This is a genomic window from Streptomyces sp. NPDC059787, assembly GCF_042732315.1.
GTDB classification, from domain to species: Bacteria; Actinomycetota; Actinomycetes; order Streptomycetales; family Streptomycetaceae; genus Streptomyces; species Streptomyces atrovirens.
Genome location: NZ_JBHWHX010000062.1, coordinates 1 through 26,226, shown reverse-complemented (window position 1 = coordinate 26,226; position 26,226 = coordinate 1). Strand labels below are relative to the sequence as shown.

Here is a 26,226-nt window from a genome sequence, read left to right as displayed (position 1 = left end):
GCGTCGGCGGTCAGCGCCGCAGCAACACCCGCCGGGTGGCCCGCGCCAGCCGCACCGCCGGCCTGCGCGAACGCGGCTTCGAGCCCGACCGTTCCAGCCACCACTCCCGCAACGCGCGCCGCGCCGACGTGTCCTCGGGCCGTCCGGCCAGCACATGTTCGGCGAAGTCCAGCGCGTCCCGCCGGTAGCCGCCGGTCATCGGCCGCGTCTGCGCGTACGCGAGGAAGGCGGCCCGGTATCCGTCCCCGAGGATCACCGGCAGCTCGGGCGCGACCTTGGCGACGACATCGGCCCGCTTGGCGGCGAGCGCCCGCGCCTGCACCCCCATCCGCGCCCGGTCGAACCCCTCCGGTACGGGCGTACCGGCGACCAGTGCGGACAGCACCGCGGTCTGCGCGAGCGCGAGCCGCTCCCGGGCGGCCTCGAGGGAGCCCTGCCGCGGCTCGGGCCGGACCCCCACGACCGCCGCCGGGTTCGCGTCCCGGCGCTCCGCCCCCTCCTCGACCGCCCGCCGGATCGCGCCCAACTCCCGCTCCATCTCCTCCGCTTCCGGGAAGTTCTCGTCCCGCTCCAGCAGTACGCCGGGAGGGGAGACCCGGGAGGCGAGGTCGGTGAGCACGTCCAGCACGGGCCGCGGGACGGGGTGGGCGTGGCTGTCGTGCCACACGCCGTCCCGCTCGAACCCGCCCGCGACATGGACGTACGCGATGGCCTCCAGGGGCAGTTCGGCGAGCGCCTCGGCCGGGTCCTCGCCCCGGTTGACGTGGTTGGTGTGCAGGTTGGCGACGTCGATGAGGAGCCGTACGCCGGTCCGGTCGGCCAGTTCGTACAGGAACTGCCCCTCGGTCATCTCCTCGCCGGGCCAGGAGATCAGCGCGGCGATGTTCTCCACGGCGAGCGGCACGGGCAGCGCGTCCTGCGCGATACGGACGTTCTCGCACAGCACGTCGAGGGCGTCACGGGTGCGCGGTACGGGCAGCAGGTGCCCGGCCTCGATCGGCGACGAGGCGGTCAGCGCCCCGCCCGCCCGGACGAACGCGATGTGCTCGGTGACGAGCGGTGACCCGAGCGCCCCGGCCCGCTCGGCGAGGGCGGCCAGCCGTCCCTCGTCGGGCCGCTCGGCCCCGCCGAGACCCAGCGAGACCCCGTGCGGTACGACGGTCACCCCCCGCTCACGCAACCGCGTCAGCGACTCGGGCAGATGCCCGGGACACACGTTCTCGGCCACGACCTCGACCCAGTCGATCCCCGGCATGTGCTCGACGGCCTCCGCGATCTCCGGCCGCCACCCGATCCCCGTCCCCAGTCGCACCATCGTCCCCTCCTCCACCGGCATGTCCGGCCCCCCGTAGGTGAGAGGGATATGACCTCCCGGCACATCCCCGAACCGCGTCCGGTCCACCTTCAGAGGAACATTTGAGGTTAGGGGCGCGCCGGCCGGGCGAAGCCGGCGAGCGTACGGAAGTCGTCCTCCCGGAGCCCGATCCGCGGATCGACGTGGTGCAGCAGCCCGGCTCCGGGGTGGTGGGCGGCCACATACTCCTGGTCGAGTTCGCTCTGCTCGTCGTCCACCCAGGCGAAGGGCCGTCCGCCGGCGTGTTCCACCAGCGGGCCGGTCTTCCAGTGCACCCCGTCGGGCCGCTCCCGGAACAGGGCGTCACCGAAGTCGACGAAGGGAAGCCCGGGCAGCCCGAGCCGGGGACCTATCCACCGGTTGGCGTCCCCCATCCAGGTCGTGGCCCAGCACAGCTCGTACCCGAGCCGCAGGAGAGCCGGCCCGTGCTCCGGATTGAGCCACACACGCAACGGCCGCCGTCGGGACGACAACGGCCCTCGCTCCACCGGCACCCTGAGCGTGATGTACCCGGCGGGGCGTCTCTCCGGTCGGGCCGCGTAGGGATTGAGAGGTCCGTCCACGTCGAGAAAGAGCAGCGGTCGGTTCACGGTGCCTCCCTGGTCATCCGCTTATGATCGCCTACGACCGGGGGAGGGGAGGCATGGACGGGAGAGAACGAGGTCCCGGGGCTTCGCGTTCCGTGCTCCGGCACCTCGGGGCCATGCATCTGAGCGGAGCCGTACTCCTGCTCACGTTCCTGGTCCCGCCGTACTGGATGTCGGCCGCCGCCTACGCCACGCCGCCCGGCGATCCCGGCGCGGACGCCCCCTTCCTCCTCCTCGTCACCGTCCCGTCGGCCTGTGCGGGTTTCCACGTGGCGGTGCAGATCCCGGCCGGGCTCCTGGGCGCCTGGCTGGGCAGACGGCGCACGACACCGGTCAAGTACGGGAGCGCGGTCGCGGTGGCCGGCGTGCTGAGCCTGCTTCTCCTCCGGGCGGCGGGATGGAACTCCGTGCGGGACGTCGTGCCCGTGTGGGCCGACGCCATGGTCCGTGGGGCGCTCGGTCTGGCCGGGTACATGTGGGTTGTACGGGCGAGGCCCGGTTCTCAGCCGGCTCGACCGAGCGCGATGACGCGGGAGCCGGGAGCGAAGTCGGTGAAGGACTGTTCCCAGGTCTCGCCGGGCCAGTGGTAGGTCACGCGGCCCTCGGTGGGCCGGTAGTGGGCGGTGTAGACCGTCCCCAGCCCCTCGTCGTACGCGTACTGGTACAGCGGCGGCTCCAGCATCGCCGCCACGTCCGTTCCCGCCGCCCGGACGGTGTTCAGCCGCTCCCGGGTCCGGGAGAACCGCTCCTGGTCGTCCGGCACCGGCAGGTGCTGGTGGTTGGCGGCGCAGGCGTCCGGTGCCTCGGTCAGCGGGATGTCCGGTCCCACGAACACCGTCACGGACTTCTCGGAGTCGACGAGGGTGACGTTCTGCGGGACGGCGATCGGTATGGACCGCAGTTTGCCGACCGCCTCGTCGACGGTGTCGCACGTCTCCAGCAGGTAGCGCAGCACGATGAGGACGGCGAAGCCGGGGCCGTGGACGTACCGGCCGCCGAAGGTGAGCGAGACCGCGAGCCCGGCGTCGTTCATCCCGTCCAGCAGGCCCCAGGCCGCGTCCTGCATTCCGATGACCGGGCGGAGGAAGTGCGAGGAGACGATGGTGCCTTCGCACTCGTCGGGGGCGAAGTCGTAGTTGCGCAGCAGGGTGCCGCTCGCGCCGATCTGGGTGCAGCCGGAGAAGAACGGCCGCAGGGCGGCGAGGGTGAGGAAGGTCTCCGCGCCCGGCCGGTCGAGCCGGCGGGCGAGCCGCTCCAGGACCGGGACCAGCTCCGGCATGTGTGTCCCGAACAGCTTCCGGGCACGTTCCGAGCCCTCCGCCGTCCGGCTCTCCTCGGTCATCCACCCCTCCGCACGCGGCCACATGGCCTGTACGTGGCCGGCCCAGCGGCCGTCGCCGCCGTCGCCGATGTCGATGGCACGGAAGGTCTTCCGCAGCGGGCTCATTCCGGTCGCTCCCTTACGTGCCTCGGGTGAAGTAGGGGCAACCTACTTGATTTCACGGGCAGTTCCCTGCTCCGTATCGCCGACGCCACCCAAACCTCGTCCGTCCGTTCGACTCTGTGCCTCGACCGAACCCGCCGGGTGGTTCGGCGTGTGCCAGGATGCGGTGAACTGGCGTTCGGGGGATGTGTTCAGCGGGGGACGGCATGGAACAAGGGGAGCGGGCGGTGCCCGGACCGGTGGTCGCCGCCGGGGTCGTCGGGGCGCTGGCCGTCGCCGCCTTCGTGCTGCGGCCCGCCGAAGGGCTGCTGCACCCCGGCAAGGGTCCGCTCGGCCAATGGGGCTTCGTCGCGATCGGGGCGTCCGTCGCCTGGACGGCCGGAGCCATGCTGGCCGTCGACCGCCTTCGCCACCGGATCGGCGCCGGCCGCACCGTGCTGCCACCGGGCGAGGAGCGGCTGCGGGAGGCCGCCGTGCCGCTGTTGTTCACCGGGGCGGGCGTCATCGGCGTCCTGGCCCTGGTCCTGCACCGGTTCGACGACGACAGCACACCGCCCGGCACCACCTCACCGGAACCCCCGCCGCCACCCTCCCCGCCACCGGGCCTCAACAAGCCACTTCCCGAAGGGAGTTCGGGAAACGGCCTGTCCCTGCCGCTGTCCCTCCTGCTCGGTCTGCTGGCCGCGGTCGTCGTCGTGGTCGTCGCGGTGGCCGTCGTACGGCGACTGCGACGGCACGGACTGACGGTGCCGCAGCGCCCCGGCCCCGCGGGCGCCCCGGCGGAGGACGACGACGCGAGTCTGCTCCTGTCCGCCGTGCACTCGGGCCGCCGCGCTCTGGCCGGCACCGGTGACGCCCGGGCGGCCGTCATCGCCTGTTACGCCGCGATGGAGGACGCCCTCGCCGCGTCCGGCGTGCAGCGGCGTGCCTCCGACAGCCCCTCCGACCTGCTCACCCGCGCCGCCGGCGCCGGCCTCGCCCCGACTCCGGCCGCACCGCGTCTCACCGCGCTGTTCCGCGAGGCCCGTTACTCCTCGCACCCGATGGACGGCTCGCACCGTGAGGCCGCGGCCGACGCGCTGGAGGAGATCGCCTCGCTGCTCCAGGGCCGGGAGGCCGGACGGTGAGCCGGGCCGTGGAGAGGACTTCGGGACGGGACACGCTCACCCTGCGCCGGCTCGGGCTGCTCGGCGGCGCGGTCGCCGGCTCCGGTGTCCTGCTCGTCCTGCTCCTCGACGGACTCCAGGCGGCCGGCGCCGTCGTGGCCGTGCTCGTCGTCACCGCGCTGCTCGTCGCCCGGTACGTCGCCGGGGCGGGCGCCTTCGACTCCGGACGGCGGGACGAGGTACGGCTGTTGCGGACACGGGCGCCGGGCATGGGCGAGTGGCGACGGAACGTGGGGACCGCCACGGGACCCGACGGCGCCCTCTACTACCGCGCGGTGCTCCGGCCCGAACTGCGCCGCCTGTACACCGCCGTGCTCGCCGAGCACCACCATGTCTCGCTCGACCACCAGCCCCGGCGTGCCGCCGAGCTGATCGGACCCGAGCTGTGGCCGTGGCTGGGGCACGAGCCGCCCCGGACCGGGCCCGACGGCGACGTTCCCCTGGACGTGCTGTGCCGTCTCGTCGACCGGCTCGAGGCACTCGGCGCACCCCGCACACGCAACCCCCCGTACTCGTAAGGAAGAAACCACGTGACGAGTTCCTCCACGCATCGGCCCCGCACCGCCGGGGAGGTCGGCGAGCAGGCCGGTGCCGTACTGCGCGAGATCGGCCGTGCCGTCGTCGGCAAGTCGGACGCCCTCGAACTGGTGATGCTGGCCGTGCTGGCCGGCGGGCACGTCCTCGTCGAGGACCTGCCGGGGCTCGGCAAGACGCTCCTCGCGCGGTCCTTCGCCACCACGCTCGGCCTGGACTTCCGCCGGATCCAGTTCACGCCCGACCTGCTGCCGTCGGACGTCACCGGAACGCCGCTGTACGACCGGCGCACCGGCGAGATGGTGTTCCGCCCCGGCCCGGTCTTCACGCACCTCCTGCTCGCCGACGAGATCAACCGGACGCCGCCCAAGACACAGGCCGCGCTGCTGGAGGCGATGGCCGAGTCGCAGGTGACCGTGGACGGCGAGACCCGGCCGCTCGCCGACCCGTTCCTGGTGATCGCGACCGCCAACCCGGTGGAGTACGAGGGCACCTACTCCCTGCCCGAGGCCCAGCTCGACCGGTTCCAGCTGCGCGTGCGGATGGGGTACCTGGCCGCCTCGGAGGAGCTGGCGATGCTGCGGGCCCGGATCGACCGGGCCGCACCCGAGGCCGCGCTCGACACGCTCGCGGGACCGGACGACGTCGTGGCGTGGCGGGCCGTCGTGGAGCGCGTGGAGATCGACGACGACCTGCTGGAGTACGCCGTCGCACTCGTCGGCGCGACCCGCGACCACCCACAGATCAGCATCGGCGCCTCGCCGCGCGGCGGACTCGCCCTGGCGCAGCTCGCGCGCGCACGCGCCGTGCTGGACGGCCGGGACTACGTCGTCCCGGAGGACGTCAAGGGACTCGCGGTGCCCGCGCTGGCCCACCGGGTGTCGCTGCGGCCGGAGTTGTGGGTGCGCGAGATGTCCACGGACGACGTGCTGCGGGAGATCGTCGACAGCGTCGGCACGCCGTCCACGCGGCGTACGGCCGCCCTGCCGTCGTGACCCCGTCCGCACCCGCGCCGCGGCCGGGCGCCGCGGTGGTCCGCGCCCTGGAGGGGCGCAGCGGTCCGGCGCAGCCACCGCCCCCGCCGCCCGGCGGACCGCGTCCCGGCGAGCGGACACTGCGCCTGCTGACCGTCGCCGTCGTCGCGCTGTCCGCCGCCCTGCTCACGGGCCGGGCGTGGCTGCTCGCGCTCGCGGCGGTGCCGCTGGTACTGCTCGCGCTCGCGCTGCCGCGTACGTACGCCCGTCGCATCGAGACATCGGCCACCGTCGAACCGAAACGCTGCTTCGAGGGCGACACCGTCACCCTCCGCATCGCGGTGGCTCACGACGGCGGCGCCGTCCGCCTCGACCCCGGCGTCACGCTCGGCCCGGGCCTGCGGCTCGACGAGGTCGTCGTCGGCCCGTCCACGGTGACGCTGCGCCACACCGCGCTGCGCTGGGGACGCTGGTCGCTCGGCCCGGTGGACCTCGACGTGTACGACGCCGGGGGCACCGTGCGCCGCACCGTGCGGGTCGAGGCGGCCGAGGTGTCCGTGTTCCCGCACGCCGCGCAGGCCCGGTTCACCCCGATCCCGGTGCGGCTGCCGCAGCGACTCGGCGAGCACGCCTCCCCGCAGGCCGGGGAGGGCGTCGAGGTCATCGGGGTGGGACCGTGGGTGCCCGGGGAACGGCAGCGGCGCATCCACTGGCCGTCGACGACCCGGCGCGGGGCCGTGCAACTGCACCGGTTCGCGGCCGAGCGGGCCGCCGACACGGTGATGCTGCTCGACGCGTTCGGGGACGTCGTCGACCCGGTGACCGGGGTGTCGTCCCTGGACGAGACGGTGCGGGCCGCCACCGGGCTCGCCCGCGCCTATCTGCGCACCCACGACCGGGTGGGGGTCGTCTCGACCGGGGGCACCACGCGGTGGCTGGCGCCGGGGACCGGGGACGCGGCGTTCTACCGCATCGTCGAAAGCGTCCTGGACGTCCGCAGGGACCGGCGGTTCGACGGACCCGGGCTCGAGCGGGTGCCGCCGCCCGCGCTGCCGCAGGGGGCCCTGGTGTACGTGTTCACTCCGCTGAGCGACGCACGGGTGCTGAAGGTGCTGCGGGATCTTCAGGGGCGGGGGCGCCGGCCGGTCGTCGTGGAGATCCCCAGCGGGGATCCGCACGTCGAACCCGGCGACGCGGCGGGCGAGTTGGGGCTGCGGTTGTGGCACGCGGACCGGGACGCGATGCGGTTCGCCCTGCGGGACAGCGGGGTGCCGGTGCTGCGGCACGTCGCGGGCGAGTCGTTGGACCTGGCGTTGGCGCCGTTGCTGTCGGGGCGGATCGGGGGACGGGGGTGAGCGCGATGACGGCGCCGGACGCGCGGGTGGCCTTCCGGGAGTACGCGCGGTACTGGGCCGGGACCGTGCCGGTGCGGGTGCTCGGGGTGGCGGCCGTCGTGATGGCGTGGCGGCCGTGGGTGACGGTGGGCGGGGCGCGCGAGGCGGTGCTGTTCGGATGCGCGGTCGCCTTCGCGGTGTGGGCGGCACCGGCGGTGGACCGGCGGCCGTCGCTGGAGTCGGTGCGCTGGACCCACGTTCTGCTGCGGCACCGGACGACCGTGCTGGCGAGCGGTGTCGTGGTGATCGCGGCGTCCGGGGACCCGGCGTGGTGGGAGGCGGCCGGTGTGGTGGTGCTGTCGGTCGCGTACCTGGTGACGAGTGAGACCTGGCCGTGGAGAGGGGGGCGCGGAACCGCGCGGGTGTGGGGAGAAGCCGCCGCGGCGTGTGCGGGAGCCGGGGTCGTGGCGGCCGCCGCGGTGGTTCCGGTGTCCGGGCCGGCGTCCGGGGTGGGAAGGGTGATCGCGGCCGGTGTGGTGGTGGGGATGCTGGTGGCCGGTGGTGGAGTGATGGGGGCCCGGTGGTGGGGTGGGAGAGGGTAGGCGAGGCCGGGGCGGGTGCGCGGTTTCGTCCACGGGGTTCGCCACAGCCCGGGACGCGCCTCCCGACCGCTGCCGCACGGAGCGGTACGGCCGGGCTCCCCGGTCCGCGGCGGCGAAGGCCGGGGATGCCGGACCGGTCGGACGGCGGGGTCCTGCGCGTGCGCGCTGACACCTCGGTGTGACAGGCCGGCCCCGCTCACCCCCCACCGTGTCACCGCAGGGCCGGATGGTCCGCCACCACCGTGCACGAGCCCGGGGCGATCTCCGTGAAGCCCGCGTCGCGGACCGTGGGGAGGCCGCCGGCCGTCAGGGCGGGCCAGTGGGCGGGGTCGGCGGTGCGGACGGCGAGGGGGAAGCCGGTGGCCTGCCAGGCGGCGCGGGCCTCGTCCGGGAGTTCCCACCAGGCCAGTTGGGCGGCGTGGCCCGCCTGGGCCATGGCCTTGCCGGCCGACATGCCGAGGGTGGGGTTCAGCCAGAGGACGGGGGCCGCCGGGTCCGCCGGGGACACGGGGTCGGGGTCGTCGAGGTCGGTGCCGGAGACCTGGAGGCGGGCCAGGTCCTTGGGCCAGCCGTCCAGGGGGACGGGCGGGAAGACGCGGACCTCCGCCGACTTGCCGGTGACCGTGATCCCCGGGAGGGCCTCCGCGCGGCGCCACTCCGCGCCGCGTGCCCGGCGCACCACCTTGCGGATGCGGGCGTCCTGCCAGTCGCGCACCGCCCGCGCCCACTCGCCCTCGCCGACCGAGCGCTCGTCGGTCAGCATCACCAGCACCGCGCGGGCCGCCGTCTCCAGGGCGTCCGTACGGGCCGGGGGCGCCGCCCGCTCGATGCGGACCACCAGGGGCAGGACGAACTGGGGTGCCTCGTCGCGGGCGCCCGGGTCGGGGCGGAAGGGGCTGTCGGCGGCAGGGGTCCGGTTATCGCTCACGGGGCCAGTGTGCCAACCCGTGCGGGAGTGCCGTCAGCCCGAGCAGGACGTGCGTTCCGCCTCGCGCCATTCGCAGACCGGGCACAGCGTGATGCCCTTGTACGACTCCGGGTACTCCGTCGGCTCCTGGCACAGCACGCACGCCGCGTACGGCGGGCCGTCGGCCCTGGGCGGCCGGGTGACGTCGATCAGGCAGTAGTCGTTGTCGGTGTCGCTCATGACTCCAGCGTAGGGACTCCGGCGCGGGGGGGGGGGCTCCGGCGCGGGGCGGTTCAGCCCCGGCCGTTCGCCGCCGCGATCAGTTCGGAGACCTTCACGAAGCGGTAACCCCGGCGGCGCAGCTCCGGGACGATGCTCCGTACCGCCCGTTCCGTCGTCGGGGCCGCGCTGCGGGTGCAGTGCAGGACGACCACCGAGCCGGGGCGTACGCCCTCCAGGACCTGCCGGGCCACCGCCTCCGCGTCCGTGGCGAACGCGTCGCCGCCGACCACGTCCCACTGCACGGCCGTCACCCCGGCCGGGGTCAGCGCCTTGAGCGCCGCACGGTCGTAGCAGCCGCCGGGGAAGCGGAAGTACGGCTTCGGATCGGGCACGCCCACCTTCCGGAACGCCGCGTACGCCCGTTCCACGTCCGTCCGCATCCGGCCGGCGGAGACGGCCGGCAGGCCGTAGCAGTCACCGGTGAACGCGTAGTGGCTGTAGGAGTGGTTGGCGACCTCGAAGAGCGGGTCCCGGCCGATGGAGCGGGCCTGGTCCGGGTACTCCTCGGCCCAGCGGCCCGTCATGAACACCGTGGCCGGCACCTTCAGCGCGCGCAGGGCGGCGATGAGCCGAGGGTGGTCGAAGTGCTCGCCCGCCGCGGCCCTCGGGCCCTGGTCGGCGGTCATGTCGGCGTCGAAGGTGAGGGCGACCGTCCGGTCGCCGGCGCGCGGGCCGTTGCGGAAGACCGGGGTCAGGCCGGACGGGCCCGGGGCGAGCGTGGGAGGGGCCGAGGGGGACGAGGGTGCGGAGGGCGCGGGTCGGGGTGCCTGCTGCTGGGCGGGGCGGGTGGTGGCGCAGGCGGCGAGCGCGGTGGCCAGGACGCATACGGCGGCTGCTCGACGTACGAGAGTGATCACCGTATGACAATATGAGCGGCTTTATGGCATTCCTCTTGTCGTCCCGGAAAGTCCGCCCGGTGTCACCCGGTTGGGCGCGGCACGCTCCCCGCGTTCCCGCGGGCAGCCGTGCCTCCCACAGTGCCTCAAGGGCCTGGGAGGTGCCCCTGGCGGCACGGGTGGGCCGGGGGTGCCCCTCCGGGGGAGGCACCCCGCAAGCGCCGGGCTGCGCGACACTCCCCGTCCCGCACCGACGCCCCTCAGATGTCGCGCCGCTCCAGCGGCCGCGTCGCCGGGCCCTGGACGACCTTGCCGTCGGTGTCGAAGCGGGAGCCGTGGCAGGGGCACTCCCAGGCGCGTTCGGCGGCGTTGAAGTCCACCAGGCAGCCCATGTGGGTACAGCGGGCGGAGACGGCGTGCAGGGCGCCGTCGTCGTCGCGGTAGACCGCGAGCCGGCCGCCCTCCGTGCGGACCACGGCGCCCTCGCCCGGCGGCAGCGCCTCCGCCGGCGGGGCCGGGCGCAGCCGGTCACCGACGAAGTGCCGGGCCACCTGCGCCTGGTGCTTGAGGAAGGACGGCGCCTCACGTACCGCGGAGGCCAGCCGGCGCGGGTCGTACAGCCCGCTCCATGCGCACTCCCGGCCGGTGATCTGCGCGGTGAGCAGCAGGCCCGCCATCATGCCGCCGCTCATGCCCCAGCCGCCGAAACCGGTGGCGACGTAGGTGTGCCGGGCGCCCGGGTGCAGCGGGCCGACCAGCGGCACGGTGTCGGTGGGATCGTTGTCCTGCGTGGCCCAGGAGTGGGTGAGCTCCACGTCGGGGAAGTGCGTGCGGGCCCACGCGGAGAGACGGTCGAAGAGGGCCCGCGTGTCGCCCGTGCCCGGCGTGAAGTGCTCACCGGTGACCACCAGGAGGCGGCGGGTGCCGTCCTCGCCGTAGGGGGCCGTGCGCACCGAGCGGGTGTTCTCCTCCGGGGTGATGTACATCCCGCCCGGATCCCGGCCGGCCGGGAGCGGCCCGGCGACGACCAGTTCGCGGCGCGGGGAGAGGCGGGTGAACAGCAGCGCCCGGTCGAAGACCGGGTAGTGGGTGGCGACCACGACGTCCCGGGCCGTCACCGTCGCCCCGGCCGCCGTCGACAGACGGCACGGCGTGCCCTCCTCCAGGCCGAGGACGGTGGTGTCCTCGTGGATGCGCCCGCCGTGCGCGACGATGTCGTCCGCGAGGGCCAGCAGGTACTTGCGCGGATGGAACTGCACCTGGTCCGTCACCTCGACGGCGCCCGCCACCGGGAACGGCAGACCGGTCTCCGTCACGAAGGAGGCCGGCAGGCCCGCCTCCCGCGCCGCCCCGGCCTCCGCGCGCAGCTCCTCCACCCGGTCCGCGTCACGGACGTAGGTGTACGCGCTGCGGCGCTCCCACTCGCAGTCGACGCCGAGCTCCTCCACGACCCGGGCGGTGTGCTCGATCGCCTCGGACTGCGAACGGGCGTACAGCCGCGCGCCCTCGCTGCCCCGGGTGCGGCGCAGCTTGTCGTAGACCAGCGTGTGCAGGGCGGTGACCTTGGCCGTGGTGTGTCCGGTGACGCCGGCCGCGACCCGTCCGGCCTCCAGCACCGCGACGCTCTTCCCGGCCCGCGCCAGCTCCCGGGCGGTGCACAGGCCGGCGATGCCCGCGCCGATCACGGCCACGTCGACATCGAGGTCCCCGGCCAGTGCGGGGTGCCGGCCGCCCGGTGCGGTCTGGAGCCAGTACGAGCCGCCTGCCTGCTGCATCTCCGTCATGCGGCGCCGGGTACCCCGGTCCGGACGGTTCACCGTGCGGGCGCTCCTCTTGCGGGGCGACCGGGACGGGACTAACGTACAACCAAATGGTTGTAGATGGGATCGACAGGACCGGCGGGACCGACGAAACCGTGGACCGGCTGTTCCACGCCCTGGCCGACGCGACGCGGCGCGACATACTCCGTCGCTGTGTCCTGGGTGAGCTGTCCGTGTCACGTCTGGCCGCGGCATACCCGATGAGCTTCGCCGCGGTGCAGAAACACGTCACGGTGCTGGAGCGGGCCGGTCTGGTCACCAAGGAGCGACGCGGACGGGAGCGGCTCGTGCGCACCGATCCCGATGCGGTGGGCCGGGCGCGGCGGGCCCTGGACGAACTGGAGACGGCCTGGCGGGCGCGGGTGGACCGGATGACCGGTCTGCTGACGGAGGGCGCCGGGACCGGTGCCTCCGGAGCCCCGGCCCACGACGAGGACACGGACGAGAACACGACGGAAGGACCGGACAGATGACTGTCACCAGCGTGGACAAGGACGTCGACCGTCTGACGCTCACCCTCACCGCCGACTTCACCGCTTCCGTGGAGCGGGTGTGGCGGCTGTGGGCCGACCCGCGGCTGCTGGAGCGCTGGTGGGGCCCGCCGAGCTACCCGGCGACCTTCGAGGAGTACGACCTGACGCCCGGAGGCGGCATGAAGTACTGGATGACCGGCCCGGAGGGCGAGAAGTACGGCGGCTGGTGGCGGGTCTCCTCGGTCACGCCGCCGACCGCCCTCGAGTTCACCGACGGCTTCTCCGACCAGGAGGGCAAGCCGAACCCCGAGATGCCGACCACCTCGGTACGGATGACGCTCACCGCGCTCGAGGGCGGCACCCGGATGGAACTGCGGTCCGTCTTCGACACCCGCGAGCAGATGGAGCAGCTCGCCGAGATGGGCATGGTGGAGGGGATGAGCCAGGCCGTCGGCCAGATGGATGCCGTTCTCGCGGGCTGAACCCCGCGCCGGGGCGGAGAGGTGAACCACTTTCCGCCCCGGTCGTCATGTGGGACTGTCCCGCACCAGGCTGGCCAAGTCCGTGCACGACGCCGGGTGGGCATCGTTCACCAGCATGCTGGAATACAAAGCGCAACGGTACGGCCGCACCTTCGTGAAGGTGGGACGGTTCGAGCCCACCAGCCAGGTGTGCTCCACCCGCGGGCACCGCGACGGCCCCAAACCCCTCAACGTACGGGAATGGACCTGCAGCGCCTGCGGCACCGTCCACGACCGGGACCACAACGCCGCGATCAACGTCAAGACGGCCGCCGGACTGGCGGTATCGGCCTGCGGAGCGCCGGTAAGACCAGGAGCGATCCCGGCACAGCGCGAAGAAACGGGAAGCCATGGAAGCCCGCCCGACACCCGTGCCGCGTAGCGGCACAGTACCGGGCGAGCAGGCCAGAATCCCCCTCCTTCAGGAGGGAGAGCAAGTCAACCGCGCCACGGGCCCGTCACGGCGAACGTCGTGCCGGGCGTGTAGCAGTTGACGTACATCGTGCGGCCGTCCGGGGAGAAGGTGACTCCGGCGAACTCGCCCCACTCCGGTTCCTCGGCCGTCCCGATGTTCTGACGTCCGCGCGCCATCGCGTAGACCTCGCCCCGCCGTGTGACGCCGTAGACGTGCTGGGCGCCTCCGCCGTCCTCGCACACCATCAGGCCGCCGCTGGGCGCGAGGCAGATGTTGTCCGGCGACTCGCCGGGCAGCTGGACGTCGGTGTCCGGGCCGAAGACGATCACCAGGGTGAGGCGGCGCCGGTCCGGGTCGTAGCGCCAGATCTGGCCGTAGTGGTCGGCCGCCGAACCCTCGGCGCTGCGGGCGAAGGACGAGACGAAGTAGACCGAGCGTCCGCCCCAGTAGCAGCCCTCCAGCTTCTGCGCGTGGGTGATGCCCCTCGGGCCGAAGTCCTGGTGACGGATGGGCGTCCGGGTGGCCTGCGGATCCGGTACGTCCACCCACTCGATGCCGTCGAAGCGGGCACCGATGTCCTGGATCGAGGACAGGTCGGGCACCCCGGGCACCCGCATCGCCTGGAGCCGGCCGCCCGCGCGCAGCGAACCGGTGCCGCCGAGGGGTTTCTCCGGCAGGAAGCGGTAGAAGAGGCCGAAGGGCCGTTCGAAGGCGTCCTCGGTCTCGTAGACCACGCCCCGCTTCGGGTCCACGGCGATCGCCTCGTGCTGGAAGCGGCCCATCGCGGTCAGCGGTACGGCGCCCGTGCGGCGCGGGTCGGCGCCGTCGACCTCGAAGATGTAGCCGTGGTCCTTGGTGTAGCCGTTGGTGCCGGCCTTGTCCTCGGTCTCCTCGCAGGTCAGCCAGGTGTCCCAGGGGGTCGGTCCGCCCGCGCAGTTCACCGCCGTACCGGCGATCGCGACCCGTTCCGACAGCACCCGGCCGTGGTGGTCCAGGGTGAGCGCCGTACAGCCGCCCTTGCCCTCCGGGTCGTAGGTCAGGCCGTCGATCACCGGGACGGGGACTCTGCCGCTCGCGCGGTTCTCGTGGTTGCGGACCAGGTGGGTACGGCCGTGGCGGCCGGCGAAGGCGGCCATGCCGTCGTGGTTGGAGGGGACCGGGCCCTCGCCGGAGCGCAGCGGGTCGCCCTCGCGGGAGAGGACCTCGTAGCGGAAGCCCTTCGGCAGGTCGAGCAGTCCGTCGGGGTCGGGGACCAGGGGGCCGTAGCCGCTGTGGCCGAGGTTCCGGGCGGCGGCGGTGCCGGTGAAGAGTTCGGAGAGGGCGCCGGTGAAGGCGATGCCGATGCCGAGGGCGCCGGAACGGGCGAGCACCTGACGTCGTGTCGTGGGGGAGCCGGTCGTGGACCCGGTGGTGGACCCGGTTTCTGACATGGGGAAACCTTCCTGCTGGCGGACAGGAACTGTGACCCAGCCGTGTCTATCACCTGGTGCGGGTCACGGGAACCACGCGCGTAGCTCGTGTCACGGCTCGGGGCGCGGACCGTCGGGCTCCGGGCGGGCCTCCGCCATGTGATCCGGTGCGGGCTGCTGGGCGCGTTCGAGGAAGCGGAGGAGTTCGACGGGGAAGGGCAGGACGAGGGTGGAGTTCTTCTCGGCGGCGACGGCGACGATGGTCTGCAGCAGGCGGAGCTGGAGGGCGGAGGGGGTCTCCGACATCTCCTGGGCCGCCTCGGCGAGTTTCTTGGACGCCTGGAGTTCGGCGTCGGCGTTGATGACGCGGGCCCGGCGTTCGCGGTCGGCCTCGGCCTGGCGGGCCATGGACCGCTTCATCGTGTCGGGCAGGGACACGTCCTTGATCTCGACGCGGTCGATCTGCACGCCCCAGCCGATCGCGGGGCTGTCGATCATCAGCTCCAGGCCCTGGTTCAGTTTCTCGCGGTTGGACAGCAGGTCGTCGAGGTCGCTCTTGCCGATGATCGACCGCAGTGAGGTCTGGGCCATCTGGGAGACGGCGAAGCGGTAGTCCTCGACGTTGATGACGGCCGCCGCCGCGTCGACGACCTTGAAGTAGACGACCGCGTCGACCCGGACGGTGACGTTGTCGCGGGTGATGCCCTCCTGGGCGGGGATCGGCATCGTGACGATCTGCAGGTTGACCTTGCGCAGGTGGTCCACGCCGGGGACGACGAGGGTGAAGCCGGGTGGGCGTGTGGTGCCGCGCAGGCGGCCGAGGCGGAAGACGACTCCGCGTTCGTACTGTTTGACGACTCGGGCTGCTGCGAGGAGGTAGGCGGCGGTGGCTGCGGCGGTGCCGGCGGCCGCGGTGAGCAGTTCCTCGACCATGGTGACCTCCCGTTCAGAGGTCTGTGTGCTTGTGGCTGCATTCGCAACGATATGCCCGGTGGTCGGTGCGGGGCCATGCCGGGGGCCCGGGGGCTGGGCGGCGGGGTTTTTCGCCCCCGCCGCCCCTTCCCTTCCCGTCCCCGGGGGCTTCGCCCCCGGACCCCCGTTCGCGCCCACGCGGCGGAGCCGCATGTCGGCACGGCCCCGCGCCCCTAGAGGATCGTGACCGGCGTTTCCGTGAGTTTCACCGGGGGTGTGCCCGGGGTGCTGTGGCGTTCGGACCAGTTCTTCAGGGCCGTGTGGCAGGCGTGGTCCACGTGGTGGAGGGCGGTGAGGTCCAGTTCGACGGGGCGGTCCTGGGGGAGGGACTCCAGGGTGTCCAGGATCTTCGGGAGGCGCAGGAAGGTCGCGTTGCCCGACAGGTGCACCTGGATGGGGCCCGCGCCCTTGTCCACGACCTCCAGCTTCGCCTGCGAGGCCTCCCAGGCCGTCTTGGCGACCGACAGGGCCAGACCGATCAGCACACCCTCGAACATGTTCACCGTGACGATCGACACGGCGGTGACCACCAGGATCAGCGCCTCGCCCCGGTGACCCCGCCAGAGTGCGACCAGGGCGCGGAACGGGATCAGCTTCCAGCCGGCGTGGACCAGGATGCCGGCCAGCGCGGGCAGCGGGATCAGCGCCAGCGCGGACGGCAGCAGCGCGGCGAACAGCAGCAGCCATACGCCGTGCAGCACCCGGGACGCCTTGGTCCTGGCGCCCGCCCGGACATTGGCCGAGCTGCGCACGATGACCGCGGTCATCGGCAGTGCGCCGAGGACCCCGCAGACCGTGTTGCCCGCGCCCTGCGCCATCAGCTCCTTGTCGTACCGGGTGCGCGGACCGTCGTGCAGCCGGTCCACCGCGGCGGCGCTGAACAGGCTCTCGGCGGAGGCGATCAGGGTGAACGCGACGATCGTGCCGAGGACGCCGACGCCCAGGGAGCCGAACGCGTCCGCGCCGGGCGGCTGGACGGCGTCGAGCAGGCCCTGCACCTCGACCGTCGCGACGGGCACGCCGAACGCCAGGGTGACCGCCGTCGCCAGCAGGACCGCCGCCAGCGCACCCGGTACGACCCCGGCCGGTCCCGGCATCCGGCGCCACAGCACCATCACGGCGACGGTGCCCGCGCCGACCGCGAGCGAGGCGAGCGCCTCGGTGCTGCCGAGCGCGTCCACGGCCGCCCCGGGCAGCCCGAGGATCTTGTCGACGCCGGAGGCGGGCGCCGTCAGCCCGGCCGCCGCGTACAGCTGGCCCGCGATGAGTACGAGACCGATGCCGGCCAGCATGCCCTCGACCACCGAGACGGATATCGCGCGGAACCAGCGTCCGAGCCGCAGCGCGCCCATGGCGAGCTGGAGCAGCCCGGCGGCCAGCACGATCACGCCGAGCGCGGGCAGCCCGTAGGTGTCGACGGCTTCGAAGACCAGCACGGTCAGCCCGGCGGCCGGACCGGACACCTGAAGGCTGCTGCCCGGCAGCAGACCGGTGACCAGTCCGCCCACGATGCCGGTGACCAGGCCGAGTTCGGCCGGGACACCGGAGGCGACGGCGACGCCCACGCACAGCGGGAGCGCGACGAGGAACACGACGAGCGAGGCGGCGAAGTCCTGCCGCAGATGGGGGAACTTCGACACGGTGGTGCTCACAGCGCCTCGAACGCGTCGGTGTCCGCGCGGTGTTCGCGTACGGCTCCGGTGTGCACCTCGTAGTACCAGCCGCGCAGCCGGAGCCGGCCCGAGGCCAGCCGCTGCTCGACGCACGGGTACGAGCGCAGCCGCAACAGCTGGGCCAGGACGTGGTGCTGGACCGCCTCCGCGCAGGCCGGGTCCGCGGCGTCGGCCGACGCCGGCTCGTCGGCGGCGTGCGCCAGCCAGTCGCGCACGGCGGGCACGGCGTCCAGGTCGTCGCCGCGCACCAGCGCGCCGATGGCCCCGCAGTGGGAGTGGCCGCAGACCACGATGTCCGTGACGCCGAGGACCCCCACGGCGTACTCGACGGTGGCCGCCTCGGAGGTGGGGCGTCCGGGGGTGTACGGCGGGACGATGTTGCCCGCGGTGCGCAGCTCGAAGAGCTCGCCGGGCCGGGCGCCCGTGATCAGGGCCGGTACGACCCTGGAGTCGGAGCAGGTGATGAACAGGACGTCGGGGGATTGACCCTCGGCGAGGCGGGCGAACTCCTCAGGGCGCTGTCCGAACGTGCGGGCGTTGTCGATGAGGGGCTGCATCTGGTGATACCTCCTGGCGCGCGTGGGGGCGCGTCGGACGGGCATGACAAAGGTCGGACTCCGCTGATCCATGGCCCTTGCCTCACGCAATGTGTACGCGGGTGTGAAGGGTGAGGGAAATGCGAAGAAGTGAAGCGAAGGTAAAGCGACGGCAAGGGGCCGGGGTGTGGCCGCGGTCGCCGGACCTCGGGACACGCGTGTGCGACAAGGCGGTTCGCGCCCCTTCCGCACACCAACGCTTGGTCAATGGTTGGTCAAGAAACACGTTAACCCCGCAAAGTCGTTTGCAGGGTTAACTCGATGTTTCGTGGCGGAGAGAGCCTGAAAAGAAAGGGTGTGTTGGCGTGAACCCGCCCTTGATCAGAAGGGTCCCGTGATCAGAGGGATCCCGCGTCGCGGGCCAGCGCGGTGAGCCGCGAGATCGCCCGGAAGTACTTCTTGCGGTAGCCGCCCTTCAGCATCTCCTCGCTGAACAGCTGGTCGAACGGCAGTCCCGAGGCGAGTACGGGCACCTCACGGTCGTAGAGCCGGTCCGCGAGGACGACGAGCCGGAGTGCGGTCGACTGGTCCGGCACCGGACGCACACCGGTGAGGCACACCGCGCGGAGCCCGTCGGTCAGGGCGCCGTAGCGGCTGGGGTGGACCCGCGCGAGATGCTCCAGCAGGTCGGGGAAGGCGTCGAGCGAGGCGCCCTCGGTGGCGTGCGCCGTCCGCGTCACCCGCTCGTCGGAGTACGGCGCCGGCGCCTCGGGCAGACCCCGGTGGCGGTAGTCCTCACCGTCGATGCGCAGGGCGCGGAAGTGGGCCGACAGGCCCTGGATCTCGCGCAGGAAGTCGGCGGCGGCGAACCGGCCCTCGCCGAGCTTGCCCGGCAGCGTGTTGGAGGTGGCGGCGAGCGCGACACCGGCCTCGACCAGCTTGCCGAGCAGGGTGGAGACGAGCACGGTGTCGCCCGGGTCGTCCAGCTCGAACTCGTCGATGCACAGCAGGCGGTGCCCGGAGAGGGTCTTCACGGTCTGCTGGAAGCCGAGGGCGCCGACCAGGTTGGTCAGCTCCACGAAGGTGCCGAACGCCTTGAGCGCGGGCTCGGCCGGGGTGGCGTGCCACAGGGAGGCCAGCAGGTGGGTCTTGCCGACGCCGTAGCCGCCGTCGAGGTAGACGCCGCGCGGACCGGCCGGGGCCTTCCTCGGCGCCTTGCCGAAGCCGAACAGCCTGCGCCGGCCCGAGTCACCGGCCGCCGCCCCGTCGAGGCCGGCCGCGAAACCCTCGAGGACGCGCACGGCCTCGGTCTGGCTCGGCTGGTTCGGGTCCGGGATGTAGGTGCCGAAGCGGACCGAGTCGAACCGCGGCGGCGGCACCATCTCGGCGACGAGCCGGTCCGCGGGCACGTGCGGCTCACGGGCGCACAGCGACAGCGGGGCCACGTCGGTTATCGGACCGGGACGGGAGGCGGGGGAGGAGGACGACACGGTCCCCCATGTTAGGCCCTGTCGTCGGATCCCCGTCTGCCCCGCGACGCCTGGCACGCACTCCCCCGGAGGGGGGACCCCCAGCCGCGTTGCCGAACCGCCCACGTGGCTCCTCCCCCACTCTCGGCTTCGCTCGAGCGGGGGGGACCCCCATCGAGGACGCTCCGGCGCCTTGCGATCGCACGCTCCCCCACGCTCGAACCGAGCTCGCGCGGGGGCACCCCCATCGCCGCCGCGGGGCCCGCCCTTCGGGCGGACGACGGGGATCCGACGACAGGACCCAAGGGCGTGGAACACTGCCTGACATGCGACGCCTGTTCCCTGTGACCGACGTGACCGACGAGACAGCGGCTCGTGAGTGGAGCCTCGCCGAGCTCGCCGCCGCGTACGCCTACCCCGAGCCGGGGCCCGGCGGGCGGGAGCCGTGGCTGCGGGCCAACATGGTGTCCACCCTCGACGGGGCCGCCCAGCACGACGGCCGTTCGCAGCCCATCTCCTGCCCGGCCGACATGCGGATCTTCGGCACGCTGCGGGCGCTCGCCGACGTCGTGGTCGTCGGCGCGCAGACGGTACGGCAGGAGGGCTACCGTCCGGCACGCGCGCGTGACGAGTTCGCGGCCGCGCGGGAGGCCGCCGGACAGGGGCCCGCGCCCGTGATCGCGGTGGTGACGGCGAGCCTGGACCTGGACTTCTCGCTGCCGCTGTTCACCTCCCCCCTGGTGCCCACGCTGCTGCTGACCGGCTCCGGGGCCGCCCCGGACCGGATGGCCGCCGCCGAGAAGGCGGGCGCCCGGGTGATCACCGCCGGGGAGGGGGGAGCGGTGGACCCCGCCCGGGCTGTGCGGGCCCTCGCGGACCTCGGACACACCCGGCTGCTGACCGAGGGCGGACCGAGGCTGCTGGGCCAGTTGGTGGCGGCCGGAGCGCTGGACGAGCTCTGTCTGACCGTCTCGCCGATGCTCACCGCCGGTGACGCGCAGCGCATCGCCGGTGGACCGTCCGTAACACTTCCGCGGCGTTTCGCGCTGAAGTCGATGCTGGAGGAGGACGGTTTCCTGTTCACGCGATACCAGCGGTCCTGACGTCCGAGACCGTGTCCGCGGGGGCGCCCGATGGTGGCCGCTTGTCCGGTGATCGGCGGAACGCATCCGTCCGGCCGGTGCGGGAAGGGACGACACTGAATCCGGCAGTACCCGTGCGAACACGGGGCAGAAGGGTTTCCGCAGGGCCTGGCCGGGCCCACGGAGCAGAGAGGGGCCCTAGGGTCCTCCGAGGAGAAGGGGCGCCTGGTGTTCACCAGCGTACTGATGATCGAGAAGGCCCTGACGTCCGCCGACGTGGAGTTCGTCACCACCTTGCACGGCGACGAGCCGGTCTCCTTCCACGTGCTGCTCCAGCCGCGCGGCGAACAGGCCGACCGGCTGCTGAGAGCCATCGACGACGTCGCGCTCGGCGAGCTCGACGAGGCCGTCCGCGAGGGCGAGACCCCCGAGGGCGAGGAGGCCCAGAGCATGGGGGAGCGGGCCCTGGAGGTGTCCCTGCAGGCCCTGCGCGCCACCGGCGACACGGCGGACGGCCGCCTCGTCGAGGACCACCCCCTGGACGCGCTGAAGGCCGTGGTGGAGGAGGTCGGGGCGGACGAGGTGATCGTCCTGACCGACCCGCACTACGTGGAGGAGTTCTTCCACCGCGACTGGGCCTCCCGGGCCCGGCACAAGGTCGGGGTGCCGGTGCTGAAACTCTTCTCCCACAGCAAGGCATAGGCTGGGGCGGCGCTCTCCCGGCTCTCCCGCGAGAGCGCGAAGACCGCCGTCCCGCTCGTCGCACCACTGGGAGAACACGCATGGCACCCGGCCTTCCTACCGCCATGGACCGACCGCACTTCATCGGCATCGGCGGCGCCGGGATGTCGGGCATCGCCAAGATCCTCGCCCAGCGCGGCGCGAAGGTGGCCGGCAGCGACGCCAAGGACTCCGCGACCGCCGACGCCCTGCGCGCCCTCGGCGTCACCGTCCACATCGGCCACGCCGCCGAGCACCTCGCCGACGACGCCGGCTGCGTGGTCGTCTCCTCCGCGATCCGCGAGGACAACCCCGAACTGGTCCGCGCGGCCGAGCTGGGCATCCCGGTGGTGCACCGCTCCGACGCCCTCGCCGCCCTGATGGACGGCCTGCGCCCCATCGCGGTGGCCGGCACCCACGGCAAGACCACCACCACCTCCATGCTTGCCGTCTCCCTCACCGCGCTGGGCCGCGAGCCGTCGTACGCGATCGGCGGCGACCTGGACGCCCCCGGCTCCAACGCGCTGCACGGCGCGGGCGAGATCTTCGTCGCCGAGGCCGACGAGTCGGACCGCAGCTTCCACAAGTACGCGCCCGAGGTCGCGATCATCCTCAACGTGGAGCTGGACCACCACGCCAACTACGCCTCCATGGAGGAGATCCACGAGTCCTTCGAGACGTTCGTCGGCCGGATCGTGCCCGGCGGCACGCTGGTGATCTCCGCCGACCACGAGGGCGCCCGCGAGCTGACCCGGCGGCTGGACGGCTCGGTGCGGACCGTGACGTACGGCGAGTCGGCGGACGCCGACGTGCGGGTGCTGTCCGTCGTCCCGCAGGGACTGAAGAGCGAGGTGACCGTCGAGCTCGACGGCGCCCCGCTCACCTTCACCGTGTCCGTCCCCGGCCGGCACTACGCGCACAACGCGGTCGCCGCGCTCGCCGCCGGCGTGGCGCTCGGCGTCCCGGCCGCCGAGCTGGCCCCGGCGCTCGCCGCGTACACCGGCGTGAAGCGGCGCCTCCAGCTCAAGGGCGAGGCCGCCGGCGTGCAGGTCGTCGACTCCTACGCGCACCACCCGACCGAGATGACCGCCGACCTGGAGGCGATGCGCGCCGCCGCCGGGGACGCGCGCATCCTCGTCGTCTTCCAGCCGCACCTCTTCTCCCGCACCCGCGAGCTGGGCAAGGAGATGGGCCGGTCCCTGTCCCTGGCCGACGCCTCGGTGGTGCTGGACATCTACCCGGCCCGCGAGGACCCGATCCCCGGCGTCACCAGCGAGCTGATCATCGAGGCGGCCCGGGCGGCCGGCGCGGACGTCACCGCCGTCCACGACAAGGCGGAGATCCCCGAGGCGATCGCGGGAATGGCGAAGCCCGGTGATCTCGTTCTCACCATGGGAGCGGGCGACGTCACCGACCTCGGCCCGCGGATCCTGGACCGTCTGTCGAAGTAAGGGGCTGGAAGCTCATGCCGTACGACGTGGAGAAGCCGGACGAGCAGTGGCGCGCGGAACTGTCCCCGTCCGAGTACGCCGTCCTGCGCCAGGCGGCCACGGAACCCGCCTTCACCGGCGAGTACACCGACACCAGGACCAAGGGCGTCTACTCCTGTCGCGCCTGCGGCGCCGAACTGTTCACCTCGACCACCAAGTTCGAGTCGCACTGCGGCTGGCCGTCCTTCTACGACCCGAAGGACACCGACGCCGTGGAGCTGATCGAGGACCGGTCGCACGGAATGGTGCGCACCGAGGTGCGGTGTGCGCGGTGCGGTTCGCACCTTGGGCACGTGTTCGAGGGTGAGGGGTACGCGACGCCCACGGACCAGCGGTACTGCATCAACAGCATCTCGCTGACGCTGCAGCCCGCCGAGGGCTGATCCGTACGCACCTGCTGCTCACCAGCCGGTGAGCAGCAGGTGGTTGAGGAGCAGCGCGAGGACGGCCTGTGCGGCGAGCCAGGCGCGCGGGCCGGGCAGGAAGGCGGCGGCGGGGAGCAGCCAGAAGGCGAAGGGCAGCCAGATGCGTTCCGTCTCCGCCTTGCTCATCCCCGACAGATCGGCGATCAGCAGCGCGAGGAGCGCGGATCCCGCGAGCAGCGCCAGGCGGGCCCCGGCGCCCCGGTCCCTGATGAGTGCGCCCCCGCCCCTGCGCAGCCCGGCCACCGTCGCCGGGCCGGTGATCAGCACCGCGCACGCGAGGTTGGCCCACACCCAGTACCCGTACGGCCGTACCCCGCCCGCGCCCTGGTGGTAGCGGGTGACGAGCAGCCGGTACGCCTCCCACCAGTCGAAGCCCAGCACGGCGAACACCACCGGCACGACCAGGAATCCGGCGATCACGTACGGCAGTACCCGCAGCCGCCGCGTCCCCAGCAGCAGGACGGCCGCGCCGATCACCGCGAACAGGGTGAGCCCGTACGACAGGTACACGGTGAGCCCGGACAGCAGTCCCGAGCCGAGGCCCGTCCAGGCCGGGCGGTGTCCCGTCACGGCGAGGGCGAGCAGGGCGACGGCCCAGGCGGCGACCGCCGTGAAGCAGCCGTCGGCGGACGTGCCCACCCACACCGCCGCCGGAGCCAGGACCAGGAAGGGTGCCGCGCGGCGGGCGAGCGACTCGTCGGCGAGCCGGCGTACGGCGATCAGGACCGCGACCGCCGCCGTGGTGCCGGTGACGATGACGAAGGCGCCCGCCCACCCTCCGCCGCCCAGTCCGATCCGGTCGAGGAGGACGAAGGTGAGGGTGGCGCCCGGCGGGTGCCCGGCGACGTGGGCGGGCCAGTTGTCGGGGCTGCCGAGCAGGATGTGCGCGTCGAAGTCCCGCAGGGCGGCGGGGACGTCCCGGAAGCGGTCGACGGCCCGCAGATACTCGTGGGTGGTGGTCAGCTGCTCGGCGACGCCCCGGAACCAGCCGTCGACGAGGGCGAGGGACCAGGTCCACGCCAGGGACGCCGCCCACGTGGCCGGTAGCAGGCGTCGCCAGGACAGCCCGGCGGCCAGGGGAGGGCCGTACGCCACCACGGTGGCGGCGACGACCAGCGCGGCCGGAGTGCCCGGGCCGGCGTGCGGCGCCCAGTCGGCCAGCAGCGGCGGCCAGCCCACCCGGAGCGTGCCGTGGCGGTCCTCGAGCCGGGCGCCGATCAGTACGGCGGCCAGGACGAGCAGTGCGGCGGCCAGGACCGCCGAGAGGTCACGGGCCGTGGCACGGGAGAGATCGCGGTTCACGTCGTCACGCTAGGCCGGGGGAACGGTGGCGAGCGGCCGGCCAGGGGGGATGTCAGCGTTTCGTCATCGCTTCCGCACCCTTTCGAGGGGTGGTGCGGACCTACGGTCGGCACATGCCTCGGTCCTCCCTCTCCACCCGCCTCGCGCGCGGCCCGTTCGCGCCGGACTTCTGGCGCAGCCCGCTGCGCGGTCCCTGGTTCACCTCGGTGCTCGGGGTCGTCCTCCTCGCCGGCGTCACGATCCTGTTCGTGACGGGACTGCTGTCGTACGCCGCGTACAACCCGGATCTCGCGCCGGTGAACGACAAGACACCCGGCAAGGGGATCCTCGGCTTCTACCTCTTCTCCTGGCCCACCGACCCGCCGTGGCTGTACCGGCTCACGCAGGGCGTCCACGTCACGCTCGGCCTGGTGCTCGTGCCGGTGCTGCTGGCCAAGCTCTGGTCGGTGGTGCCCAGGCTGTTCACCCTGCCGCCGGCCCGCTCGCTCACCCACGCCCTGGAGCGGATCTCGCTGCTGTTCCTGGTCGGCGGGGCGTTGTTCGAGTTCGTCACGGGCATCCTCAACATCCAGCTCGACTACGTCTTCCCCGGCTCCTTCTATCCGCTGCACTTCTACGGCGCATGGGTGTTCTTCGGCGCGTTCGCCGCCCACGTGGCGCTGAAGGCGCCGGCGGCGGTCCGGAACCTGCGGAGGATGCGGGAAGGGGGCGGTGAGGACGCGGACGGGCTGGTGGCTCCGCGTCCCGATCCGCCGACCGTCTCGCGGCGCGGCGCGCTCGGGCTGGTCGGCGGCGGCTCGCTGCTGATGCTCGTCACCTCCGCCGGGCGCAGTTTCGACGGACCGCTGCGCGAGACGGCCGTCCTCACCCCGCACGGCGGTCCCGAACCGAGCGGTGGACCGGCGGGCTTCCAGATCAACAAGACGGCCGCGTACGCCGGGATCCGTCCCGCCGAGACGACGGAGGAGGCGTGGCGGCTGGTCGTCACCGGGCGTTCCGGCACCGTACGGCTCGACCGGGCCGAGCTGCTCGGCATGCCGCTGCACAGCGTGTCCCTGCCCATCGCCTGTGTGGAGGGCTGGTCCACCTCCGACCAGTGGTGGCGGGGCGTACGGCTGCGGGACCTCGCGGCGCTCGCCGGGCATGAGGAGCCGGTGGACGTGTTCGTGGAGTCGCTGCAGCGCCGCGGTGCGTTCCGGCACGGCGCGCTGCGGGCCAATCAGGTCGCCGACCCGCGTTCTCTGCTCGCCCTGTTCGTCAACGGCGAGGAACTGACCGCCGATCACGGGTATCCGGCCCGGATCATCGTGCCCGCGGCGCCCGGTGTGCTCGACACCAAGTGGGTCGCCCGGCTGACCTTCGGTGAACTGTGAGGCGACCTGTGAAGCTGTTCGTGCTGCTCTGCTCGTTCGTCCTCTGCGCTTACGCGGGGGTGCGGTTGCTCGACGGTGACTGGGTCATGGTCGCGCTGTGGTTCGTGGGGGCGGCGGTGGTCCATGACCTGGTGCTGCTGCCGTTGTACGCGGCGGCCGACCGTGTGCTGGTGAAGGGGGCGGGGCGGGGGCGGCGGAGGGGGTGGGTCAACTACGTACGGGTGCCGGCCGCCCTGTCCGGGCTGCTGCTGCTCGTGTGGTTTCCGCTGATCAGTGGGCGGGTGTCGGAGCGTTACGCCGGCGTCGCGGGGCTGTCCGCGGACGGGTACGCGGTGCGGTGGCTGGTCGTCACGGCCGTGCTGTTCGGAGGGTCGGCGGTGGTGTTCGCGGTGCGGGGCGGGAGGGGGCGTCCGTCGGCCGATGGCGCCTGACCTGAGTTCTTCGCCCCCGCCGCCCCTTCCCGTCCCGAACCCGGGGCTCCGCCCCGGACCCCGCTCCTCAAACGCCGGAGGGGCTGGAAGTCAGC

Annotated in this window: 27 protein-coding genes and 1 pseudogene; 15 read left to right on the top strand and 13 right to left on the bottom strand. The window is 73.2% G+C overall.

What is annotated here, in order from left to right:
• Nucleotides 1–10: 10 nt before the first annotated feature.
• A complete protein-coding gene (locus ACFV5H_RS34270; RefSeq protein WP_385057032.1) occupies nt 11–1,315 on the bottom strand; it encodes a DUF692 domain-containing protein in 1,305 nt (434 codons plus the stop codon).
• A 107-nt stretch (nt 1,316–1,422) separates the two neighbouring features.
• Nucleotides 1,423–1,944: a hypothetical protein gene (locus tag ACFV5H_RS34265; RefSeq protein WP_385198672.1), complete on the bottom strand. Its 522-nt coding sequence runs from the start codon at nt 1,942–1,944 to the stop codon at nt 1,423–1,425.
• 113 nt (nt 1,945–2,057) lie between these two features.
• On the opposite strand from ACFV5H_RS34265, the gene ACFV5H_RS34260 reads away from it, so the two are divergent.
• Nucleotides 2,058–2,531, top strand: coding sequence for a hypothetical protein (locus tag ACFV5H_RS34260; RefSeq protein WP_385057047.1), 474 nt, complete (start codon nt 2,058–2,060; stop codon nt 2,529–2,531).
• Here ACFV5H_RS34260 and ACFV5H_RS34255 read toward each other — a convergent pair.
• Nucleotides 2,444–3,388 (bottom strand): C45 family autoproteolytic acyltransferase/hydolase, encoded by a 945-nt coding sequence (locus ACFV5H_RS34255; protein WP_385198670.1) that lies wholly within the window; start codon nt 3,386–3,388, stop codon nt 2,444–2,446. The genes ACFV5H_RS34260 and ACFV5H_RS34255 overlap by 88 nt on opposite strands.
• 224 nt (nt 3,389–3,612) lie before the next feature.
• Between ACFV5H_RS34255 and ACFV5H_RS34250 the strand changes: the two genes are divergently transcribed.
• The 5 genes from ACFV5H_RS34250 to ACFV5H_RS34230 are packed head-to-tail and all read left to right on the top strand — an operon-like array spanning nt 3,613 to nt 7,995.
• The gene (locus ACFV5H_RS34250; protein WP_385198668.1) at nt 3,613–4,512 is read left to right on the top strand and encodes a DUF4129 domain-containing protein; all 900 of its coding nucleotides are present in this window, start codon (nt 3,613–3,615) and stop codon (nt 4,510–4,512) included.
• Nucleotides 4,513–4,520: 8 nt separating this feature from the next.
• On the top strand, nt 4,521–5,069 hold the full coding sequence (locus tag ACFV5H_RS34245) for a hypothetical protein (RefSeq protein ID WP_385057055.1): 549 nt from the start codon (nt 4,521–4,523) through the stop codon (nt 5,067–5,069).
• A 12-nt stretch (nt 5,070–5,081) separates the two neighbouring features.
• The gene (locus ACFV5H_RS34240) at nt 5,082–6,080 is read left to right on the top strand and encodes an AAA family ATPase (protein ID WP_385198667.1); all 999 of its coding nucleotides are present in this window, start codon (nt 5,082–5,084) and stop codon (nt 6,078–6,080) included.
• Nucleotides 6,077–7,414, top strand: coding sequence for a DUF58 domain-containing protein (locus tag ACFV5H_RS34235; protein ID WP_385198665.1), 1,338 nt, complete (start codon nt 6,077–6,079; stop codon nt 7,412–7,414). The genes ACFV5H_RS34240 and ACFV5H_RS34235 overlap by 4 nt, the downstream gene beginning before the upstream one ends.
• Nucleotides 7,415–7,419: 5 nt before the next feature.
• Nucleotides 7,420–7,995 carry a hypothetical protein gene (locus tag ACFV5H_RS34230; RefSeq protein WP_385198663.1) on the top strand — a complete coding sequence of 192 codons (576 nt, stop codon included), beginning with the start codon at nt 7,420–7,422 and terminating at the stop codon, nt 7,993–7,995.
• Nucleotides 7,996–8,206: 211 nt separating this feature from the next.
• Here ACFV5H_RS34230 and ACFV5H_RS34225 read toward each other — a convergent pair whose 3' ends face one another.
• The 4 genes from ACFV5H_RS34225 to ACFV5H_RS34210 all read right to left on the bottom strand — a co-directional run bounded on the left by ACFV5H_RS34225 (nt 8,207) and on the right by ACFV5H_RS34210 (nt 11,804).
• The gene (locus tag ACFV5H_RS34225; RefSeq protein WP_385057065.1) at nt 8,207–8,923 is read right to left on the bottom strand and encodes an aminoacyl-tRNA hydrolase; all 717 of its coding nucleotides are present in this window, start codon (nt 8,921–8,923) and stop codon (nt 8,207–8,209) included.
• Between the two features lie 33 nt (nt 8,924–8,956).
• On the bottom strand, nt 8,957–9,142 hold the full coding sequence (locus tag ACFV5H_RS34220; RefSeq protein WP_344556576.1) for a hypothetical protein: 186 nt from the start codon (nt 9,140–9,142) through the stop codon (nt 8,957–8,959).
• A 53-nt stretch (nt 9,143–9,195) separates the two neighbouring features.
• Nucleotides 9,196–10,041 (bottom strand): polysaccharide deacetylase family protein, encoded by an 846-nt coding sequence (locus tag ACFV5H_RS34215; protein ID WP_385057068.1) that lies wholly within the window; start codon nt 10,039–10,041, stop codon nt 9,196–9,198.
• A gap of 239 nt (nt 10,042–10,280) precedes the next feature.
• Nucleotides 10,281–11,804: an FAD-dependent oxidoreductase gene (locus tag ACFV5H_RS34210; RefSeq protein WP_385198661.1), complete on the bottom strand. Its 1,524-nt coding sequence runs from the start codon at nt 11,802–11,804 to the stop codon at nt 10,281–10,283.
• Nucleotides 11,805–11,890: 86 nt separating this feature from the next.
• On the opposite strand from ACFV5H_RS34210, the gene ACFV5H_RS34205 reads away from it, so the two are divergent.
• From ACFV5H_RS34205 to ACFV5H_RS34195, 3 genes and pseudogenes are all read left to right on the top strand, one after another.
• On the top strand, nt 11,891–12,313 hold the full coding sequence (locus ACFV5H_RS34205) for an ArsR/SmtB family transcription factor (RefSeq protein ID WP_385198660.1): 423 nt from the start codon (nt 11,891–11,893) through the stop codon (nt 12,311–12,313).
• A complete protein-coding gene (locus ACFV5H_RS34200) occupies nt 12,310–12,795 on the top strand; it encodes an SRPBCC domain-containing protein (protein WP_385057076.1) in 486 nt (161 codons plus the stop codon). The genes ACFV5H_RS34205 and ACFV5H_RS34200 overlap by 4 nt, the downstream gene beginning before the upstream one ends.
• Before the next feature lie 52 nt (nt 12,796–12,847).
• Nucleotides 12,848–13,216 (top strand): annotated as a pseudogene (locus ACFV5H_RS34195) (zinc ribbon domain-containing protein); the annotation flags it as partial.
• Between the two features lie 56 nt (nt 13,217–13,272).
• On the opposite strand, the gene ACFV5H_RS34190 reads toward ACFV5H_RS34195, so the two are convergent.
• The 5 genes from ACFV5H_RS34190 to zapE form a co-directional block, all read right to left on the bottom strand.
• The gene (locus tag ACFV5H_RS34190) at nt 13,273–14,679 is read right to left on the bottom strand and encodes a PhoX family protein (protein ID WP_385198659.1); all 1,407 of its coding nucleotides are present in this window, start codon (nt 14,677–14,679) and stop codon (nt 13,273–13,275) included.
• Between the two features lie 90 nt (nt 14,680–14,769).
• Nucleotides 14,770–15,591, bottom strand: coding sequence for a slipin family protein (locus ACFV5H_RS34185; protein WP_385057079.1), 822 nt, complete (start codon nt 15,589–15,591; stop codon nt 14,770–14,772).
• A 212-nt stretch (nt 15,592–15,803) separates the two neighbouring features.
• Nucleotides 15,804–17,282, bottom strand: coding sequence for a SulP family inorganic anion transporter (locus ACFV5H_RS34180; protein ID WP_385057215.1), 1,479 nt, complete (start codon nt 17,280–17,282; stop codon nt 15,804–15,806).
• Nucleotides 17,279–17,860: a carbonic anhydrase gene (locus tag ACFV5H_RS34175; RefSeq protein ID WP_385057216.1), complete on the bottom strand. Its 582-nt coding sequence runs from the start codon at nt 17,858–17,860 to the stop codon at nt 17,279–17,281. The genes ACFV5H_RS34180 and ACFV5H_RS34175 overlap by 4 nt, the downstream gene beginning before the upstream one ends.
• A gap of 377 nt (nt 17,861–18,237) precedes the next feature.
• Nucleotides 18,238–19,329, bottom strand: a complete 1,092-nt coding sequence (gene zapE / locus ACFV5H_RS34170; protein ID WP_385057218.1) for a cell division protein ZapE — start codon at nt 19,327–19,329, stop codon at nt 18,238–18,240.
• Nucleotides 19,330–19,634: 305 nt separating this feature from the next.
• Here zapE and ACFV5H_RS34165 point away from each other — a divergent pair, with 305 nt between their 5' ends.
• The 4 genes from ACFV5H_RS34165 (at nt 19,635) to msrB (ending at nt 22,983) form a co-directional block, all read left to right on the top strand.
• Nucleotides 19,635–20,411 carry a pyrimidine reductase family protein gene (locus ACFV5H_RS34165; RefSeq protein WP_385057220.1) on the top strand — a complete coding sequence of 259 codons (777 nt, stop codon included), beginning with the start codon at nt 19,635–19,637 and terminating at the stop codon, nt 20,409–20,411.
• 207 nt (nt 20,412–20,618) lie between these two features.
• Nucleotides 20,619–21,092, top strand: coding sequence for an indole-3-glycerol phosphate synthase (locus ACFV5H_RS34160; RefSeq protein ID WP_385198657.1), 474 nt, complete (start codon nt 20,619–20,621; stop codon nt 21,090–21,092).
• Between the two features lie 80 nt (nt 21,093–21,172).
• Nucleotides 21,173–22,561, top strand: a complete 1,389-nt coding sequence (murC, locus tag ACFV5H_RS34155) for a UDP-N-acetylmuramate--L-alanine ligase (RefSeq protein WP_385198655.1) — start codon at nt 21,173–21,175, stop codon at nt 22,559–22,561.
• 14 nt (nt 22,562–22,575) lie between these two features.
• Entirely contained in the window at nt 22,576–22,983 is a 408-nt protein-coding gene (gene msrB, locus ACFV5H_RS34150) for a peptide-methionine (R)-S-oxide reductase MsrB (RefSeq protein ID WP_385198653.1), read from the top strand.
• Between the two features lie 18 nt (nt 22,984–23,001).
• Here msrB and ACFV5H_RS34145 read toward each other — a convergent pair whose 3' ends face one another.
• A complete protein-coding gene (locus ACFV5H_RS34145) occupies nt 23,002–24,327 on the bottom strand; it encodes a hypothetical protein (protein WP_385057227.1) in 1,326 nt (441 codons plus the stop codon).
• Between the two features lie 113 nt (nt 24,328–24,440).
• Here ACFV5H_RS34145 and ACFV5H_RS34140 point away from each other — a divergent pair, with 113 nt between their 5' ends.
• Together ACFV5H_RS34140 and ACFV5H_RS34135 are read left to right on the top strand one after the other, a co-directional pair.
• Nucleotides 24,441–25,700: a molybdopterin-dependent oxidoreductase gene (locus tag ACFV5H_RS34140; RefSeq protein ID WP_385198652.1), complete on the top strand. Its 1,260-nt coding sequence runs from the start codon at nt 24,441–24,443 to the stop codon at nt 25,698–25,700.
• Between the two features lie 8 nt (nt 25,701–25,708).
• The gene (locus tag ACFV5H_RS34135) at nt 25,709–26,131 is read left to right on the top strand and encodes a hypothetical protein (protein ID WP_385198651.1); all 423 of its coding nucleotides are present in this window, start codon (nt 25,709–25,711) and stop codon (nt 26,129–26,131) included.
• Nucleotides 26,132–26,226: the final 95 nt, after the last annotated feature.